Annotated in this window: 13 protein-coding genes and 1 pseudogene; all 14 read left to right on the top strand. The window is 65.4% G+C overall.

Annotation, left to right across the window (positions count from 1 at the left end; all coding sequences use genetic code 11):
* Positions 1-45: 45 nt before the first annotated feature.
* Complete coding sequence (locus LXM88_RS31495; protein ID WP_412524147.1) at positions 46-1,197, top strand: polysaccharide biosynthesis/export family protein; 1,152 nt, start codon at positions 46-48, stop codon at positions 1,195-1,197.
* Positions 1,194-1,691: a low molecular weight protein-tyrosine-phosphatase gene (locus LXM88_RS31490; protein WP_262543334.1), complete on the top strand. Its 498-nt coding sequence runs from the start codon at positions 1,194-1,196 to the stop codon at positions 1,689-1,691. The genes LXM88_RS31495 and LXM88_RS31490 overlap by 4 nt, the downstream gene beginning before the upstream one ends.
* Entirely contained in the window at positions 1,688-3,985 is a 2,298-nt protein-coding gene (locus tag LXM88_RS31485) for a polysaccharide biosynthesis tyrosine autokinase (RefSeq protein WP_262543333.1), read from the top strand. The genes LXM88_RS31490 and LXM88_RS31485 overlap by 4 nt, the downstream gene beginning before the upstream one ends.
* Entirely contained in the window at positions 3,982-5,229 is a 1,248-nt protein-coding gene (locus LXM88_RS31480; protein WP_262543332.1) for a glycosyltransferase family 4 protein, read from the top strand. Before LXM88_RS31485 ends, LXM88_RS31480 begins: the two co-directional genes overlap by 4 nt.
* Positions 5,226-6,398 carry a polysaccharide pyruvyl transferase family protein gene (locus tag LXM88_RS31475; RefSeq protein WP_262543331.1) on the top strand — a complete coding sequence of 391 codons (1,173 nt, stop codon included), beginning with the start codon at positions 5,226-5,228 and terminating at the stop codon, positions 6,396-6,398. Before LXM88_RS31480 ends, LXM88_RS31475 begins: the two co-directional genes overlap by 4 nt.
* On the top strand, positions 6,392-7,684 hold the full coding sequence (locus tag LXM88_RS31470; RefSeq protein WP_262543330.1) for a lipopolysaccharide biosynthesis protein: 1,293 nt from the start codon (positions 6,392-6,394) through the stop codon (positions 7,682-7,684). Before LXM88_RS31475 ends, LXM88_RS31470 begins: the two co-directional genes overlap by 7 nt.
* On the top strand, positions 7,674-8,804 hold the full coding sequence (locus tag LXM88_RS31465) for a hypothetical protein (RefSeq protein WP_262543329.1): 1,131 nt from the start codon (positions 7,674-7,676) through the stop codon (positions 8,802-8,804). The genes LXM88_RS31470 and LXM88_RS31465 overlap by 11 nt, the downstream gene beginning before the upstream one ends.
* Positions 8,797-9,834 (top strand): acyltransferase family protein, encoded by a 1,038-nt coding sequence (locus LXM88_RS31460; protein WP_262543328.1) that lies wholly within the window; start codon positions 8,797-8,799, stop codon positions 9,832-9,834. Before LXM88_RS31465 ends, LXM88_RS31460 begins: the two co-directional genes overlap by 8 nt.
* A 710-nt stretch (positions 9,835-10,544) precedes the next feature.
* Positions 10,545-11,117 (top strand): fimbrial protein, encoded by a 573-nt coding sequence (locus tag LXM88_RS31455; RefSeq protein ID WP_262543327.1) that lies wholly within the window; start codon positions 10,545-10,547, stop codon positions 11,115-11,117.
* Between the two features lie 113 nt (positions 11,118-11,230).
* Positions 11,231-11,971, top strand: a pseudogene (locus LXM88_RS31450) (fimbrial biogenesis chaperone).
* Positions 11,972-12,102: 131 nt separating this feature from the next.
* On the top strand, positions 12,103-14,820 hold the full coding sequence (locus LXM88_RS31445; RefSeq protein ID WP_262543326.1) for a fimbria/pilus outer membrane usher protein: 2,718 nt from the start codon (positions 12,103-12,105) through the stop codon (positions 14,818-14,820).
* Between the two features lie 83 nt (positions 14,821-14,903).
* On the top strand, positions 14,904-16,028 hold the full coding sequence (locus tag LXM88_RS31440) for a fimbrial protein (protein WP_262543325.1): 1,125 nt from the start codon (positions 14,904-14,906) through the stop codon (positions 16,026-16,028).
* Between the two features lie 258 nt (positions 16,029-16,286).
* Positions 16,287-17,066 (top strand): acyltransferase family protein, encoded by a 780-nt coding sequence (locus LXM88_RS31435; protein ID WP_262543324.1) that lies wholly within the window; start codon positions 16,287-16,289, stop codon positions 17,064-17,066.
* A 316-nt stretch (positions 17,067-17,382) separates the two neighbouring features.
* Positions 17,383-17,979, top strand: coding sequence for a fimbrial protein (locus LXM88_RS31430; RefSeq protein ID WP_262543323.1), 597 nt, complete (start codon positions 17,383-17,385; stop codon positions 17,977-17,979).
* Positions 17,980-18,001: the final 22 nt, after the last annotated feature.

Here is an 18,001-nt window from a genome sequence, read left to right as displayed (position 1 = left end):
GCGGCACCGGATTCATTTCGCGCCGCCACCTGATAAGGATTACTTATGATAAATCCAAAAGACGTCCGCGCGGAGCATGCCCGCCCGCGCTGCGCGCGCATGCTGCTGGCCATGGCCACGAGCGTCGCGCTGTCGGCCTGTGCACTCGCGCCCGGCATGCGGATGGGCCCGCCCTCCGCTGCGGCCGACACGCAGGCTGGCAGCGGCGCCCCCTCGTTCCGCATCACGCCGATCGATGCCGGCCTGATTCGCGCGCTCGATGCGCAATCGGCCCAGCAACAGTCCGGGCAATCCGACCGCCTCGTCGCACCGCCCGGCCCGTACCGGATCGGCCCCGGCGACGTATTGCAGGTCACCGTGTGGGATCACCCCGAACTCGCCGCTTCGCAAGGCGCCGCGCCGCAGAACGCGCCGCGCGCGGCGGACCCGGCGTCCGGGTTCGTCGTCGATCCGGACGGCAACCTGTCGTTTCCGTTCGCGGGCACCCTGCACGTCGCGGGGTTGACCGCCGACGCCGCGCAAGCCCGGATCGTCGCAGCGCTGTCGCGCGCGTATCGCAACCCGCAGGTGACGCTGCGCGTCGCGTCGTTCCGCTCGCAACAGGTCTACATCGACGGCGAGGTCCGTACGCCGGGCGCGCAGCCCGTCAACGACGTGCCGATGACGCTCTATGAGGCGCTGGGTCGCTCGGGCGGCCTCAGCCCGGCCGCCGACCAGAGCCGCATGACGCTGGTGCGCGGCGGCGTGACCTATCCCCTCGACCTGAGCCGGATGCTCAGGCACGGCCGCAATCCGGCCGACATCGTGCTCGCCGCCGGCGATCTCCTGCACGTGCCGGCCCGCAGCGACTACGGCGCGTACGTGATGGGCGAAGTCAACAAGCCGTCGCTCGCGGTGCCGCAACGCGACGGGCGCCTGACGCTGTCCGACGCGCTGTCGCAGGCCGGCAGCGTAAACGCCGGCACGGCCGACGCGGCGCAGATGTTCGTGATCCGCGGGTCGGGCACGGACAGCCCGCAGGTGTTCCATCTCGATGCGCGCTCGCCGGTGTCGATGGTGCTCGCGAACGAATTCGAACTGCGGCCGAAGGACATCGTCTACGTCGACGGCAGCGGCCTCGTGCGCTTCAGCCGCGTGCTCAGCCTGCTGCTGCCGGGCGTCAACACCAGCGCCACCGCGGCGCTCGCCGTCAAATGAGCGCGGTCGCCACGCTGCTCGTCGTGTGCATCGGCAACGTGTGCCGCAGCCCAATGGCCGAAGCGCTGTTCCGCGCGCGACTGCCGGGCGTCGACGTGCAATCGGCCGGCCTCGGCGCACGTGACGGCCAGCCGGCCGATCCGCATGCGGTCGACCTGATGCGCGAGCGCGGCCTCGACATCGCCGCGCACCGCGCGCGCCGCCTGCCGCCCGGGCTCGCCACGCGCACCGACCTGATCCTGACGATGAACCTCGACCAGCAACGCTCGCTCGAGCGCCGCCTGCCGGCGCTGCGTGGCCGCGTGTTCCTGCTTGGCATGCCCGATCCGCGTGACGGCCGCACACGCGGCTTCGACGTATCGGACCCGTACCTCGGCCCGCGCGCGTCTTTCGAACACAGCCTGCGGCACATCGAGCGCGGTGTCGCCGCATGGTGCGCACGCATCGCGCCGGCCGCCCCTTCCACGCTTGTCCTTTCCGATTCGACCCGATGACAACCCCATCTTCCCACGAGCGTCCGCACGACCGCGACGCCGAGCTCGATCTTGCAGGCGCGATCGACCTGCTCCTTTCCCGGCGCCGGCTGATCGCCGTCGTCACCGCCGCCTGCGTGGTCGCCGGCACGCTGTATGCGTTCCTCGCCCCACGGCAGTACCAGGCCGACATCATGGTGCAGGTCGAGGACAGCGGCGATTCGTCGGCCGCGAAGAGTGTGCTCGGCGACGTGTCGTCACTGTTCGACATCAAGTCGAGCGCCGCGGCCGAAGCGCAGATTCTCGCGTCGCGGCTCGTCGTCACGCGCGCGGTCGACGAGTTGCGCAGCTATATCGTCGCACAGCCGAAGCGCTTCCCGGTCGTCGGCGAATTCGTGTCGCGCTTCAACACCGGAGTCTCAAGCCCTGGCCTGCTGGGTCTCGGCGGTTACGCATGGGGCGAGGAAAGCGCCGAACTCGCGCGCTTCGACGTACCGAAGCCGCTCGAGGGCGAGCGCTTCGAACTCTCGCTGCTCGACGCGTGGCGCTACCGGCTGACGGGTGCCGCGCTGCGCGAGCCGGTCACGGGTACGTTCGGTCACCCGGAGACGTTCGCGACCGCCTACGGCCCGATCGCCATCGAAGTCACCCGCATCGACGCATATCCCGACACCCGCTTCACGCTCGTGCGCGAATCGCGCGCCGGCACGATCGATGCGCTGCGTCGCGGGCTCGACGTCCAGGAAAAGATCAAGCAATCGGGCGTGATCGTCGCGACGCTGCGCGGCGCCGACCCGCAGCGCGTGCAAGCGCAGCTGCAAGCCGTCGCAAACCACTACGTGCGCCAGCACATCGAGCGCAAGTCCGCCGATGCCGCGCAATCGCTCGCGTTCCTCAATGCGCAGCTGCCGGTGCTCAAGAAGCAGCTGCAGGATGCGGAACAGCGCTACACGAACATGCGCAACGCGAACGGCGCCATCGACCTCGACGAAGAGGCGAAGCTGATCCTGCAGCAATCGGCCGACGCGAAGACGCGCCGGCTCGAACTGCAGCAGAAGCGCGACGCGATGGGCGCGCGCTTCGCGCCGGGCCATCCGGACATGATTGCGCTCGACGCGCAGATCGCGACGCTCGCGCGCGAGCAGCAGTCGTTCGAACAGCAGGTCAGACGTTTGCCCAACCTGCAGCAGACTGCCTTGCGCCTGATGCTCGACGTGAAGGTCGATACCGATCTCTACACGGCGCTGCTCGCCAACGCGCAGCAGCTCGAGCTCGTCAAGGCAGGCAAGACCGGCAGCGTGCGGCTCGTCGACACGCCGGTCGCGCCCGAGGAGCCGGTACGCCCGAACCGGCCCGTCGTGATCGTGGCCGCCGCGCTGCTCGGTCTCGCGCTCGGCGTCGCGCTCGCGTTCGTGCGCGACACCTTGTTCGGCGGTGTCCGCAGCGCCGACGAGATCGAGCGGCCGCTCGGTATCGACGTCTATGCGACCGTTCCGGAATCGGCCAGCCAGCGGCAGGTCGCACGACGCATCGCGCAGAACCTGCCGGGGCCGCACCTGCTGAGCGTGCACCATCCGCACGATCCGGCGGTCGAAAGCCTGCGGAGCCTGCGCACCGCGCTCCGCTTCGCGATGCAGCGTGCGCGCAACAACGTGCTGCTGCTGACCGGCCCGGTGCCCGGTGCCGGCAAGTCGTTCGTCGCGTCGAATTTCGCGGCGCTGCTGGCCGCCAACGGCGAGCGTGTGCTGCTCGTCGACGGCGACCTGCGCCGCGGCTACCTGCACGACCCGCTCGGCGTCGGCCGTGAGCCGGGTTTTGCCGAGCTGCTGTCGGGTGCGGCCGAGCCGGATGCGGCGATCCGCCGCGACGTGATCCCCAACCTCGACTTCATTCCGACCGGCGCGATCCCCGCGCATCCGGCGGAACTGCTCGTCGACGATCGCGTCGGCGCGCTGCTCGATACGCTGTCGGCCCGCTACGACCTCGTCGTGATCGACGCCGCGCCGATCCTCGCCGTCACCGACGCCGTCATGCTCGGCCGCCATGCGGGCACCGTGCTGCTCGCGGCCCGCGCGGCATCGACCCGCGTCGCCGAACTCGACGAAGCGATCCGGCGCCTCGCGCACAACGGCGTCGAAGCCAGCGGCGTGCTGCTCAACGGCGTCGATCCGCGCTCGGGTCGCTATGGCTCGCGTTACGGTGCGTATCGCTACACGGAGTATCGCTATGCGCCATCGCGCTGCGGTGTCGCGGTGTCGATCGGACAGTCGCTGCGCGCGTTCGCCGCACGCTTCCGGCGAGGCGCGCAGCGATGAACGATACCCGTCATCTCGAACGTCCGGCCGCCCGCGAAGCCGCGCGCATCGCGGCACGCCCCGCCGCAGGTACGCCCGTGACGCTCCGTGCGAGCCGCACGCCGCCGCTGCGTGTCGCGCTCGTCGTCGAAGCGGCGGGCGGCGGCGTGGCCGTCCATCTCGCCGACCTGATCGACGGGCTGAGCAGGGCCGGCGGCGTCGAACTGCACCTGATCGTGCCGCGCGGGCCGCGCTTCGACGGTACGATCCTCGACGCACGCGTGCTGTCGCTGTGCGCGAGCGTGCACCACGTGCCGATGCGGCGCGCGGTCGGCTGGCGCGACGCGCTGGCCGTCGCGCACGTGTATCGCTGCCTGCTGCGCATTCGGCCCGACATCGTGCACAGCCACAGTTCGAAAGCCGGCGCGATCGCGCGCCTGTGCGTCGGGCCGTGGCGACACGTGTACACGCCGCACGCGATCTACACGCTCAACCCGACCCTGAGCGGCCTGCAACGTCGCGTGTACGGCACGATCGAGGCGCTGCTCGGCCACTTCCGCTCGCATCGGATCGTCGCCGTCTCGCGCGACGAAGCGTGGCATCTGCACGACGCGCTCGGCATCCCCGCGCATCGCGTCGCGACGATCGTCAACGGCGTCCCGGCAACCGCGACGCTGCCGCGCCGCGACGCACGGCTGGCGCTCGGCCTGCCGAACGACGCGATCGTCGTCGGTTTCGTCGGGCGACTCAGCCACCAGAAAGGCGTCGATCGGCTCGTGCGGATCGCGCGCGGCGTCTATCGCCAGTGCGGCCTCGACGTGCGCTTCATTGCGATCGGCCCGGGCGACTTCCCGGCCACGGCCGGCCCCGAGGCCGACGACGTGCCGCCCAATCTTCACATCGCCGGCCCGGTCGAGCGCGCCAGCCGCTATTTCTCCGCCTTCGATCTGTTCGTGCTGCCGAGCCGCTATGAAGGGTTTCCGTACGTCTGCCTCGAGGCGATGGCCGCGCGTGTGCCCATCGTCGCGTCACGCGTCGCGGGCGTGACCGAACTGGTCGACACGCACGGCATCGGCGCCGTCGTGCCGAACGACGACGACACGACGCAATTCGCCCGCACCGTCGTCGCGCTCGCCCGCGACGCGGAACGGCGCCTCGCCATGCGCAGGCACTGCGCGGCGACGCTCGAGCATTTCTCCGCCGCGACGATGGTCCGGCGCACGCACGACCTGTACCGCGCACTCGTTCAAGGACACCTCGCATGACTTCCTCCCCCCACGTCGCGCTGTTGCACGCGTACAGCGCCAGCAACGCCGGCGACGGCCTGCTGGTCGACCTGTCCGTCTCGCTGCTGCGGGAAGCCTTCGGCGACGCCACGCGCGTGTCGATCGTCGCCGCCGATCCCGCGTCGTTTCCCGGCCACGACGACGTGCGCCCGGCCCCCGTGCTCGCCGATGGCGGCTGGCGCCGGCTGGCCGCCGCTGCCGGCGCCGCGCTGCCCGTACGCACGAACGGCGGGCTGCGCCCGCTCGGCGACCTGCTCGAGCAGGCCGACCTGATCGTCGGCGTCGGCGGCGGCTACCTGCGCGCGCGCAATCCGCTCGAGGCGCTCAAGCTCGAAGCCGGGCACCTGCTGCAGATGCGCGCCGCGCACGCGTCGGGCAAGCCGGTCGTGTATCTGCCGCAAAGTATCGGGCCCACGCTGTCGGCAGGCCCGGTCGGCGCGCACCTGCGCTCGCTGCTTGCCGCGTTCGATACGGTGTTCGTTCGCGACGATCGCTCCGCAGCCTTCCTCGCCGCGAATCCGAATACTCGGCGCGCCCCCGATCTCGCCGTGCTCGATTTCGAGCATCGCCATGACGCGATCCTGCCGCGCGCAGCAGGCGCGAATCAAGGCGTGCGGCACGTCGCGTTCGTACTGCGTCGCGCACCCGCATGGTCCGCCGCGCAACGCGCGCGCTACGACGCATCGATCCGGCAGCTCGTCAAACTGGCGAGCGCATCGTGCCGGGTGAGCTTCGCGGTACAGAGCACCGGGCGCGGCAACGACGATCTTGCGTACTACCACCGCCTCGGCATCCGCGACGCACTGGTGCCGCTCCGGGCGCTACTCGAGCATGACCGGCCCGACGTCACGGTATCGGTGCGGCTGCACGGCGCGCTCGAATCGATCCTGCATGGCGTGCCGGCATTCCACGTCAGCTACGAGCGCAAAGGCTTCGGCGCCTATGCAGACATGCAGCTCGGCGACTGGGTCGTCAACGGCGCGAACTTCGATCCCGCGTCCGTCGCCGCCACGATCTTCGCGCCCGGCGCGACGGCCGCATTCTGGGGCGCCGCGCAAACCGGCTTCGCCCACATTCGCGCGGCACGCGTGCGCGTGATCGATGCACTGCGCGCCGCGCTCGATACCGACAAGGGCGAACGATGCTGACACGCCTGCTCCTGCGGTTCTCGGCGCTCGGCCTCAAATTCGCGCTCGCGATCGTCGTCGCGCGCGCGCTCGGCTTCGACGCGATCGCCGCGTACGGGCTGGCGGTCGCCGCGTCGGTGATCGCATCGAAAGTGCTGGGCCTCGGCTTCGGCCCCGAACTCAACCGGCGCCTGAGCAAGGCCAACCCGCTACCGGCGATCGACCATGCGCGCCGGCTGTGCGTCGCCTATGGCGCGCTCTACCTGCTGCTCGCCGCCGCGCTTGCCATCGCGACGCTGAACGAAACCGCTGCCGCGCTGCTCGCGCGCTTCGGGCTGCCGGTGTCGCTTGCGTGGAGCGTGCTGCTCGTCGCGCTGTCCGAGCACGCGGCATTCGAGGCGAACGGATGGCTGTTCTCGCTGCACCGGCCGCGTGCCGCGTCGCTGCTGCTGTTCGTCCGCACCGGCGCGTGGGCCGGTATCGCGTGCGCGGGGTTGCTCGCGGGCATCGTGCAATCGATCGAAACGGTGTTCGCGATCTGGGTCATGACCAACGTACTCGTCGTGATTGCGTGCCTGCGCCGGATCGATGCGTTCGCACACCGCGTCCGTGGCATCCGTTTCCCCGGAAGCGCGGCCGATTCGGGTGGCATATTCCCGGTCTGGTTTCACGGGCTGCCCTTCTACGCGGCCGGCGTGCTCCTCGTGGTGCTGCAATACGCGGAACGCTTCATCGCCGGCGGCCAGGTGAGCGCCGACGCACTCGGCCAGTACGTGTTCGCATGGTCGATCGCCAACGCCGTGCAGACGGTCGCGTTCGCGACGGTCGTCGCGACGGCCGGCCCGCGCTTCGTGCGTACGCTGGCCGCCACGCCCGGCGAGTTCTTGCGCCAGGTCCGCCATGCGGCGGCGGCCAGCACGGCCGTGACGCTGCTCGCATCGACCGCCATCGCTGTCGTGTACCGCGACCTGTTCGCCTTCGCGCACGAGCTGGCGGACGCCGGCCACGCCGCGCTGCTCGCGGTCCTGCTCGGGTCGTTCGTCTTGCGCGCGGTGGCAGACGTACTGTGGGCCGCCGCGATCGCACTGCGTGGTGGCGGCTTCGTACTGGCCGCGTTGACGGCGATCGCGCTGCTGTATCTGCCGGTTGCATCGCAACTGATTGCACGCGACGGCATCATGGGCGCCGCGCTCGCCCATCTGGCGACAAGCGTCGTGGTCGCCGCGATGCTCGCGCTGAGCGTCGCACGACTTGCGCGCCGGCATCGACACATCCTGCCCGCCACGGAGCCGCATCATGCTGGATAGGCTGCTTTGTACGGGCCCGCGGCTCAGCCGCGGCCTGATACGCGCCGTCGCCGCGCTGACCGTGCTGGCTTACTGGGGCATCTATGCGAAAGCCGGCGCGTTCCTGCCCGAGTTCGTCTTTCGCGATGCGGAGAAGATCCAGAGCCAGATCGGGGGCGCCAGCACCTACGAAGGTACGTCGTTCGACGCGGTCGCGCGGCTCTACGCCGCGCTCGGCGCAACCGGCACGCATCTGTTCGTCGCTTCGGTCGGCGCGCTCTGCATCGGGTACATGCTCGGCCAGGGCAGGCGCGTCGGCTCGATGGCGGCCTGCATGGTGCTGCTGGCGCCGTGCGTGTTCTTCAACCTGTTCGTCGCGAGCAAGGACACGCTCGTCGTGCTGATGGCCATCGTGCTCGCGCGGATCGCGCAGCGCCACGCCGTGCTCGTTGCGATCGCGGCCGCCGTCGTGCTGTACAGCGCCTATTCAGCCTTTGTACGCAGCTATTTCGCGCTGATTCCCGCGATCGCGCTCGGCGTGCTGCTGTTCCGGCAGGGTGCATGGCCGCGCAGGATCGTGTTGATACTTGCCGTGCTGCTGGCGCTCTTCCTGCTGCCTAACGATGTGTATTACCTGCTGCAGCATCCGCGCGACATGGCGGCGGACTATCTCGCCCATGGCTCCCCGTTCGGCGCGCGCACCAGTTTCCGCAACCCTGCCGAGCCAGTGTCGTTCGTCGCGTTCTGCGTCAACTACCTGTATGCGGTGCTACGCCTGAATCTGCCGGTGCTGTTTTCACCGGGGCCGAAGGAAATCGCGATGCAGGTGTTCGTGTGGATCGCGCTGGCCGCCGTGTGGCGCCGCGCGCGGGGCGATGGCAGTCCCGCCCGTGAAGTGCTCGCCGCCCTCGTCATCGGGCATGTCGCCGTGTCGATGCTGTTCGAGCCCGATCTGGGCAGCTATACGCGCCATTTGTCGAGCGTGTCGCTGCTGTGTGCGATGCAGTTCGTGGGGGCGTCGCGTGCGGCGCATCGGCCGGGGCGGAGATCCGGTACGTCCGGCGCATCCGACGTCGCCGCCGGCCATCACGACCGTCCGGCAGTGTCGCGAGCAGTCCCGTCGGGAGATCGCCATGCGTGACGATGTGCGCCAACGCGCGTTCTTCCCCAATATCCAGGCTGCCCGCGCATTCGCGGCACTCGCGGTAGTCGCGTATCACATGCACGTGCTGCCGTTCGGCCAGGCCGGCGTCGACGTCTTCTTCGTGATCAGCGGGTTCATCATGTCGTGGGTCGCGCCGGACGAAGGCCGTGCGTTCTTCCGCAAGCGCCTGGTCCGGATCGTGCCGCTCTACTGGGTCACGACGCTCGGCATCTACACGATCGCCGTGCTGCGTCCGCACTGGCTGAACACCACGACGGCCGCGCCCGAATACCTCGTCAAATCGCTGCTGTTCGTGCCTTACGTCAAGGAGAACGGTCATTGGGGGCCGCTGAACCTGAACGGCTGGACCCTCGAGTACGAGATGCTGTTCTATCTCGTCGTTGCTGCAAGCCTCGGGTTTGTCCGCTCGCGCCACGCGACTGCATTCGCAGCGCTGATGCTCGCGTTGCTTTGCCTGTGGGCAGCAATCGACGGCACGCCCGGCACCGTCGTCCACCATCTCGGGCAACCGTTCGTGCTGGAGTTCGGACTTGGCGTCCTCGCGTATCGGGCGTTGCAAACCGGCATCGCCCAGCGAATCGCCGTACCGGTATGGGCGTTAGCCGCAGCAGCAGCCGTCGCGGCCATTCCGTTGTCCCATGCGATGTTCGGCACGCCCCAAGCGTTCACGCGTATCGCGCTGTGGGGGATACCGGCGTGCGTGCTGATCGTCTCGTTGGTCGCGCTCGACATGCGGAACCGGTCGCTCTCGAACCGCATCGTCGCTTCGCTCGGCGGCGCCAGTTATTCGATTTATCTGATTCACCCGTATGTCATCGGCGTCGCCGACAAAATCGTCGGGTTGCGCGCGAATCTTCAGACGGAGGCAGGTGTCGCGAATACGTGCGCGATCCTTGGCGTGGTCTGCTTGTCCGGCTATGTCTGCCATATCTGGATTGAGCGCCCCATGGTGACGGCATCGAATCGATGGCTCCGGCTGTCGCGTACCCGGATGCGCTCCCCTTGACCGCACATGAAATCCTGCAATTTTGCGCGCTCTTTGCCTGCCCTGTTCCCGGCGGATATGGCCCCGAAAACCGCTGCCAGGAATCGGCGACGCACGGCGGACGCTCATGACGCCTGCCGCACCGCCGCTGCGGTTCTGTTGCATTTCAATTGTTAAAAAAGGGGACAAAAGCAAAAAATTTAGTACTTGTCCCATGTTTTTGACGCAGGAATTGAACGTTGTCCAATTTTCTGCCCGCCACTCGCTTGGGATAATAACAACCAAGGCAGGAATAAATCGGATTCGTCCGAATATCAATCCAACGCCAACGGTCGGACGACACAAATCCAATGTCACCGATTATTCGCAACTCGGCAGAACAGGTTAGAAGGTGAATTTCCCGTATCAGCACGTTACAGCTGCTGAGCACTAGTAATTTCAGGCATTAACAGCGGAAATCCACTTTCATATTGCATCGATCAAATTAATTCATGGCATCGGGAATTTTTCCGCCGCCCTGGTCGAATTCGCATCACGAATAATGTCACAACTATTTCGGATAACGTATTGATATAGCGCGACACCACCCCCACCCATTAACCGCTCTCTTTCAAGCAGGAGGTGATTAAAAAAACAACGCATGACCGCTCCCAGTAAATCCCGGCATGGCGCGTTCGCCACCACGAACAAACCCCGCCGAAAATCCCTCGCTAAACACTGGTAATTTCGCAATGAAAAAAATCGCAATGATGATGTCGGTCGCGGGTCTGTCGATCGCGGCAATGAACGCCGCGCACGCATCGGACGGCACGATCAATTTCACGGGCTCCGTGGTCGCGTCGACCTGCAAGATCAATGAAGGCGTCAACGACCTGGCCGTTACGCTGCCGAAGGCAGCGACCAACCAGCTCGCGGCAGCAGGCGCGACGGCCGGCCGTACGCCGTTCAAGCTGACGCTGACCGGCTGCACGACGGACAAGGAAGAAGGTGGCACGCCGATCCCGGCGCCGGTGAACAAGGTGTCGGTGGCGTTCGAACCGGGCCCGAACGTGAACCTCTCAACCGGCCGCCTGACGCTGACGGGCGCCGATGCAGCAAAGAACGTCGAAATCGGCATCCTGAACGACAAGTACGAGCCGATCAAGGTCGGTGCCGAAAGCTCGGCGCAGAACTCGCAGATCGTCGACATCGACACCACGGCCGGCACCGCGACGCTGCAGTACTCGGCGCAGTACGTCGCGACGGGCGAAGCGACCGGCGGCTCGGCGAACTCGTTCGTCACCTACTCGCTGATCTATCCCTAAGCACTCGATGTATTGAGTGAGCGAACCGCCCCCTGATGGGGGCAGGTTCGCGAACGGGCCGGAGCAGATCATCCCGCTACTGATTCGCACTGCAGAATAAAAAGGAATCGACTATGAAACGCAAAAATTCGTATCGAATGCTGGCACTGCTGATGACCGGTCTGTTCTGCATGACCGCGCAGGCGAGCGTGACGCTATCCGGCACCCGTGTCGTATTCCCGGGCACCGACTAGGAAGTCACCATCCAGCTGACCAACGACGGCAAGTCGCCGGCCCTCGTCCAGACATGGCTCGACAAGGGCGACGAGCGCGCTTCGCCGGACCAGATCGACGTGCCGTTCGTGATCACGCCGACGGTCTTCCGGCTCGAGGCCAACAAGGGCCAGACGTTGCGAATCATCCACACCGGCGAGGCGCTGCCTGCCGACAAGGAGTCGCTGTTCTGGCTGAACGTGCTCGACGTTCCGCCGAAGGTAACGGCCGGCGACGACCGCAATCGCCTGCAGATCGCCTTTCGCACGCGCGTGAAGCTGATGTACCGGCCGGCCGGCCTGCCGGGCAATCCAGCCGACGCACCGCGCCAACTCAAATGGAAGATTGCGGCCGAATCGGGCCACGGGTGGGTTCTGAAGGCAACGAACCCCACGCCGTACGTCGTCAATCTCGGCGGCATCGCGCTGCACGCAAATGGCAAGACGCTGGACGCCGGCGTCGGCTATGTACGCCCCGGCGAAACGGCTTCGTTCCCTGTCAAGGGCGCATCCGAAGCGAACCTCGCCGGCGGCACGGTCGTGTACAGCAGCTTCGACGACTGGGGCGGCAATCAGGCCAATGAGGCCGCCGTTTCGCAATGAAATGACGCGGTCGGACAAAAAGCGTCGCGCGAGCAAGAGCGCCGACGTCGAGTAATGCCATCCCCGTGCGATCGATTCCGTCCCTCGTGATTCGAGAACACAAGCAAACATTCACAAAGAAGGATTGAGCGATGGAGAAGCGGCAATCGAACGTACCGATGCAGATCGAACCGAGGCTGAAGCCGGTCTGCGCGCTGCTTCTCACGATCATCGCGGGTTGGCAGGCACAGGCGCACGCGACCGAAGCCGAACCCGCACCGCTGCAACTCGCGCAGGCGGACACCGGGGCAACGCATGGCGCGCCTGGTCAATCGGGATCGATGCTGGTCGCGCAGACGGAGTTCGCGCAGGTCGAATTCGAAGGCGGGTTCCTGAACAACGGACACGGCGCATTCGACGTGTCGCGCTACGAGCGCCGCAACGTGGTGCCGGTCGGCATGTACAAGCCCGACATTTATGTCGACGGCAACTGGGTCGGACGCACCGAAATACAGTTCAAGAAAGCGCCGGGTACGGTCGACGCGCAACCGTGTTTCGACAAGGTGCTGTTCGAGCGCATCGGCGTCGATCTGTCGAAGCTGCCGCAGGACGTGCGCGCGACGCTCGACGAAGGCGGCGCATGCATGCGCGTCGGCCAGGCCATTCCGGAAGCGTCGGTCAGCTACGACTTCAACGAACAGCGGCTCGACCTGAGCATCCCGCAGATCTCGATGCGGCGGCAGGCGCGCGGCTACGTGAGCCCCGATCAGTGGAGCGAAGGCGTGCCGGTCGCGATGCTCGGCTATGACGCAAGCGTCTACCATGCGCGCATCAGCGGCGAGTCGGCAAGCACGCAGGGCTATGTCGGTGTCAACGGCGGCGTCAATCTCGGGCGCTGGCACTTCCGGCACAACGGCTCGTTCAACTGGGACGATCGCGGCAGCAGAAGGTACGAGAACCTCACGACTTACGTACAGCGCGATCTGCCCGCGTGGTCGTCGCAGCTGATCGCCGGCGACGCATACACGTCCGGCGACTTGTTCGACTCGACGTCGTTCCGCGGCGTGCGCGTGTACACCGACGACCGCATGCTGCCCGAATCGCAGCGCGGCTACGCGCCGGTCGTGCGCGGCGTCGCGAACACCCACGCGAAAGTCACGATCGAGCAGAACGGCATGAAGCTGTACGAAACGACCGTCGCGCCGGGCGCATTCGTCATCGACGACCTGTATCCGACCGGCTATGGCGGCGATCTCAAGGTCAACGTGACCGAGGCAGACGGCTCGGTGCACTCGTTTTCCGTGCCGTACGCGGCGGTGCCGCTGTCGCTGCGCCCGGGGCAAAACCGCTACAGCTTCACGACCGGCGTCGTACGCAATCTGCAAAACACGACACCGTATTTCGTCCAGGCGACGTGGCAACGTGGCCTCACGAACCTGCTGACCGGCTATGGCGGCGTGACGTTCGCACAGGGCTATCTGTCGGCGATGGCCGGCGCCGTGCTGAACACGTCGTTGGGTGCGGTCGGCGTGGACGTCACGCACGCGAGCACGTCGATCCCGCGCGAGCGGCGTTATTCCGGGCAGAGCTTCCGGATCAGCTATTCGAAATCCTTACCCACGACAGGCACGAACATTGCGATCGCCGCCTATCGCTATTCGACGGACGGCTATTTCGCGCTGAACGACGCGATGCGCGCACGCGATCAGGCGAAACTCGACGTCGCGTCGACCGACGTGTACCGGCAGCGCAATCGCGCGTCGCTAACGCTGAGCCAGTCGCTTGGCGCGCGCGGCGGCAGCCTGAACGCGACGGCATCGGCGTCCACGTACTGGAATCGCAGCGGGTCGGACGTCAACTTCACGATCGGCTACAGCAACACGTTCCGCAACGTCGCGTACAACGTATCGGCAACGCGCCAGCGCGACGCATGGGGCACGTCGAGCACGATGTACTACGCGAGCCTGTCGATTCCGCTCGGCAAGACACGGCCCGCCACGGTAGCGACGAGCTTCAGCCGCGATACGCGCGGCTCGACGCAGGCGCAAACGAGCCTGTCGGGCGCGCTTGGCGACGACAACAACGTGTCGTACGGCCTGAACGTCAATCACGCCAATTCGTCGGGCAGTTCGCAGACGAACGGCGGCGCAAACGTGATGGTTCGCGGCCCGTTCGCCGAGTTGTCCGGCAGCGCCAGCGCTAGTGCCGACTACCAGCAGTTCTCGGCCGGCGTGCGCGGCGCGGTCGTCGCGCATGGCGGCGGCGTCACGCTGTCGCAGTCGCTGTCGGAGACGTTCGCGATCGTCGAGGCGCCGAATGCGGAAGGCGCACGCGTGACCAACGCGTCCGGCGTGCGAATCGATCGGCGTGGTTACGCGGTCGTGCCGTACCTGACGCCGTATTCGATGAACGACGTCAGCATCGATCCGAAGGGGTTGTCGACCGATGTCGAGCTGAAGGAAACGAGCCAGCGCATCGCGCCACTCGCAGGCGCGGTACCGAAGCTGACATTCAAGACCGAATACGGTCGCTCGGCGTTGATCCGCGTGCGGCAGGCAGACGGTTCGCCGGTGCCGTTCGGCGCGGCCGTAACCGATGCAAGCGGCAAGGACGTCGGCACGGTCGGCCAGGGCGGCAAGCTCTTCGCACGCGGGCTCGAGGATCAGGGCGAACTGACGGTGCAGTGGGAAGCGAACCGCAGCAAGTCGGTGTGCGGGCTTTCGTATTCGCTGCCGGTGCGCAAACGCACCGCAACGTATCAACCGCTACAGAGTCTTGATCTACCGTGCATGCCGGGAGACGCACCGGATTATGCGCCCGTCGTGTCGAAAGGCACGGGGTCCGTCGCACAGGTTCAGTTGAAGCGGTGACGACGCAGTCAGTTAGCGATTCGACTCGAGGGAGTGCGGGCGCTGGCTTCAATCTCACCTGCATGTGCTTAAAAAGGATACGTATGAAACAGATGATCGGCGCTCAAGATATAAACACATGTCATGACACAGGACATGTATCGCCTCGCTCCTCGACAGTAATGCAATTCGTGCATTGCTTGATGCTGTTCGCACTGATCTGGTCGGGACAAGCATTTGCCGTATGCGGCGCGTCAAGCTCGGGCTGGGGCCCGTACGCCAGCCTCCCCAAATCCATCAGCGTGACTCAAGACGAACTCGCCTTGGGAAAGCAATTTCCATCGTCAACCTCTGCAAACACCACCGGAATTGTAGTTACGGGTACCACGGACTCGTGTGCGTTCGATGAATTGGTTATTACCCCGCTCGGAAATCCAATTCCGAATGTAACGTACGATTCGGGCAACAATAAAACGGCGGCCGTTTTCGAGACAGGAATACCAGGGATCGGATATTCGTTGTTTATTTCAAGTACACGAGGCGGCATCCTGGAATCTACTCCAGTAGAATCCGGCGAGACATCCATGAAACTCAGCAGCACCGTAGAAAATCTGAATTTTTACGTTACAGAGATTTTCGTTACAGCCGGCGGCTTAATTACTGGCTCTCATCGCTCTACAGCAAAAAAACTTTTCAATGTCAGGCTGAAACATAAGGGGCAATACGTAACCGAGAGTGTCGGTGCATTGGATTTTTACCCGGCTTCGATAACAGTAACGGCAAGGGCATGCAAGGTCACTTCCGGGGCAAACAATACGGTCACCTTGCCCGTTCTGCTTGCGTCGAGTCTGAAAGCGGTCGGCGATGTTGCTTCCGCAAGGTCGGCGCCGTTCTCGATCGATCTGCGATGCGATGCGAACCTGAGCGTCTATGCGACGCTGACCGATGCGACGGACCCTACGAACATCGGCAATGCGCTTAAGCTCGGCAAGAGTTCGACGGCGGCAGGCGTGGGTATCCAGATCATGAAGAAAGGTACCGCCGATCCACTGAAGTTCGGGCCGGATTCATCGGCAAAAGGCAATAAGAACCAGTGGTTGGTCAGCAAATCGAGCGGCGCCAACAGCGCGATCTCGGTGCCTTTCGAAGCGAGATATGTCAAGACTGCGCCGGAGATACGGACTGGTAGCGTAAGTGCGCTCAGTACGATCACGTTTTCGTACCAGTGAATTCGCAGTGAGCCGATCGAACCGGCCAAGTAAAGTCAGGTCGTCGCGACTAAGTCGGCGCGCTCTGCATCGGGTACATGCTCGGCCAGGGCAGGCGCGCTGGTTCGATGGCGGCCTGCATGGTGCTGCTGGCGCCGTGCGTGTTCTTCAACCTGTTCGTCGCGAGCAAGGACACGCTCGGCCGCCGTCGTACTGTATAGCGCGTACGCAACCTAAGTGCGCAGCTATTTCGCGCTGATTCCCACGATCGCATTCGGCGTGCTGCGCCCGCATTGGTTGAACACCACGACGGCTGCACCCGAATATCTCGTCAAGTCGCTGCTGTTCGTGCCTTACGTCAAGGAGAACGGTCATTGGGGGCCGCTGAACCTGAACGGCTGGACCCTCGAGTACGAGATGCTGTTCTATCTCGCCGTTGCTGCAAGCCTCGTGCTTGTTCGCGCCTGCCGCGCGACGGCGTTCGCCGCGCTGATGCTCGCGTCGCTAAGCGTGTGGGTCGCAATCGACGGCACGCCCGGCGCCGTCGTCCATCACCTCGGGCAACCGTTCGTGCTGGAGTTCGGACTCGGCGTTCTGGCGTATCAGGTATTGCAAACCGGCATCGCCCGGCGAATCGCGGCACCGGTGTGGGCGCTCATCGCAGCGGCCGCCGTCGCGGCCATTCCGCTGTTACATGCGGTGTTCGGCGTGCCTCAAGCGTTCATGCGCATCGCGATATGGGGCATGCCGTCGCGCGTGCCGATCGTTTCTCTGGTCGCGCTCGACATGCGGAACCGGTCGCTCTCGAGCCGGATCGTCGCTTCGCTCGGCGGCGCCAGCTATTCGATCTACCTGATCCACCCGTATGTGATAGGGGTCGCCGAGAAGATCACCGGCGCGCGTGCGAACTTTCAGACGTGGACTGGCATCGCGACTGCATGCGCGACGCTCGGCGTGGTCCGCGTATCCGGATATGCGTGCCATATCCGGATAGAACGACCGATGGTGTCGGTATTGAACCGATGGCTTCTGCCGCCCTCGCGATCGCACAATCGCTGATGGCCCCGGAGGCCATCCCCGCGGGCAAAGCGCACGCCGCATCATCGCCACTCATGCGTCGGAACGCCGCGGACATGACCGCTCTCGCGTCCCAATCACCGGATGCTTGCGATCCGGACAGGCCAACAACGTCAAATCCATTTAATCATTCGCAATTAGTCGCTGCATCCGTCGCGAAAAAATTGGAAATCGTACGAATCAACTGACACGGGAAATTTTATTCGTACTCGTCCTATAAGAGAGTTTTGATGGCCCCGATAAAATTTTCCTGACTCTTCAAAGAGTTAATTCACCTAAATCTCGAATGGAGAAAATCGTGGCTTTCAACAAGAAAATTCTCGCACTGGCAGCATTCGCAAGCATGTTCGCAGCCGGCTCGGCCATGGCGGCTGACGGCACGCTCAACTTCACCGGCAAGATCACGGCGGCCTCGTGCTCGATCTCGGGCGGCGCAGGCTCCACGGTGACGGGCGAAAAGGGCGACCAGAACATCGCGGTCAACCTCGGCACCGTCAGCGCCGACGCACTCGGCGGCACCGCAGGTAACGGCATCGCGGCCGGCACGGCGATCAACCTGAGCCTGGATTGCGGCAACACCGCAACGGATCTGACCACGGTCAAGGTGAAGTTCGATCCGCTGGCCGGTTCGGGCACCGATGCGAAGAACAACAAGCTGCTCAAGACGACGGGCACCGCCAAGGGCGTCGGCATCGGCATCTACAACACCGACAACAAGCTGCTTGACCTGGCGGCCAACGAAACGTTCGACGCACCGCTGGTCAAGGGCGGCACCGCCGAGGCCCCGGTCTACACCGCATCGCTGAACATGCGCGCCGGCTACGTCGCGAACGGCGAGACGATCGATGCAGGTACCGCGAACGGCACGCTGCCGTTCACGCTCACGTACGAGTAAGTCGTCCCAACCAGGCAGCAGG

Source organism: Burkholderia sp. S-53, assembly GCF_025560745.1.
GTDB classification, from domain to species: Bacteria; Pseudomonadota; Gammaproteobacteria; order Burkholderiales; family Burkholderiaceae; genus Burkholderia; species Burkholderia pyrrocinia.
The sequence above is the reverse complement of the archived record's forward strand: the minus strand, read 5'-3'. Positions and strand labels throughout refer to the sequence as shown.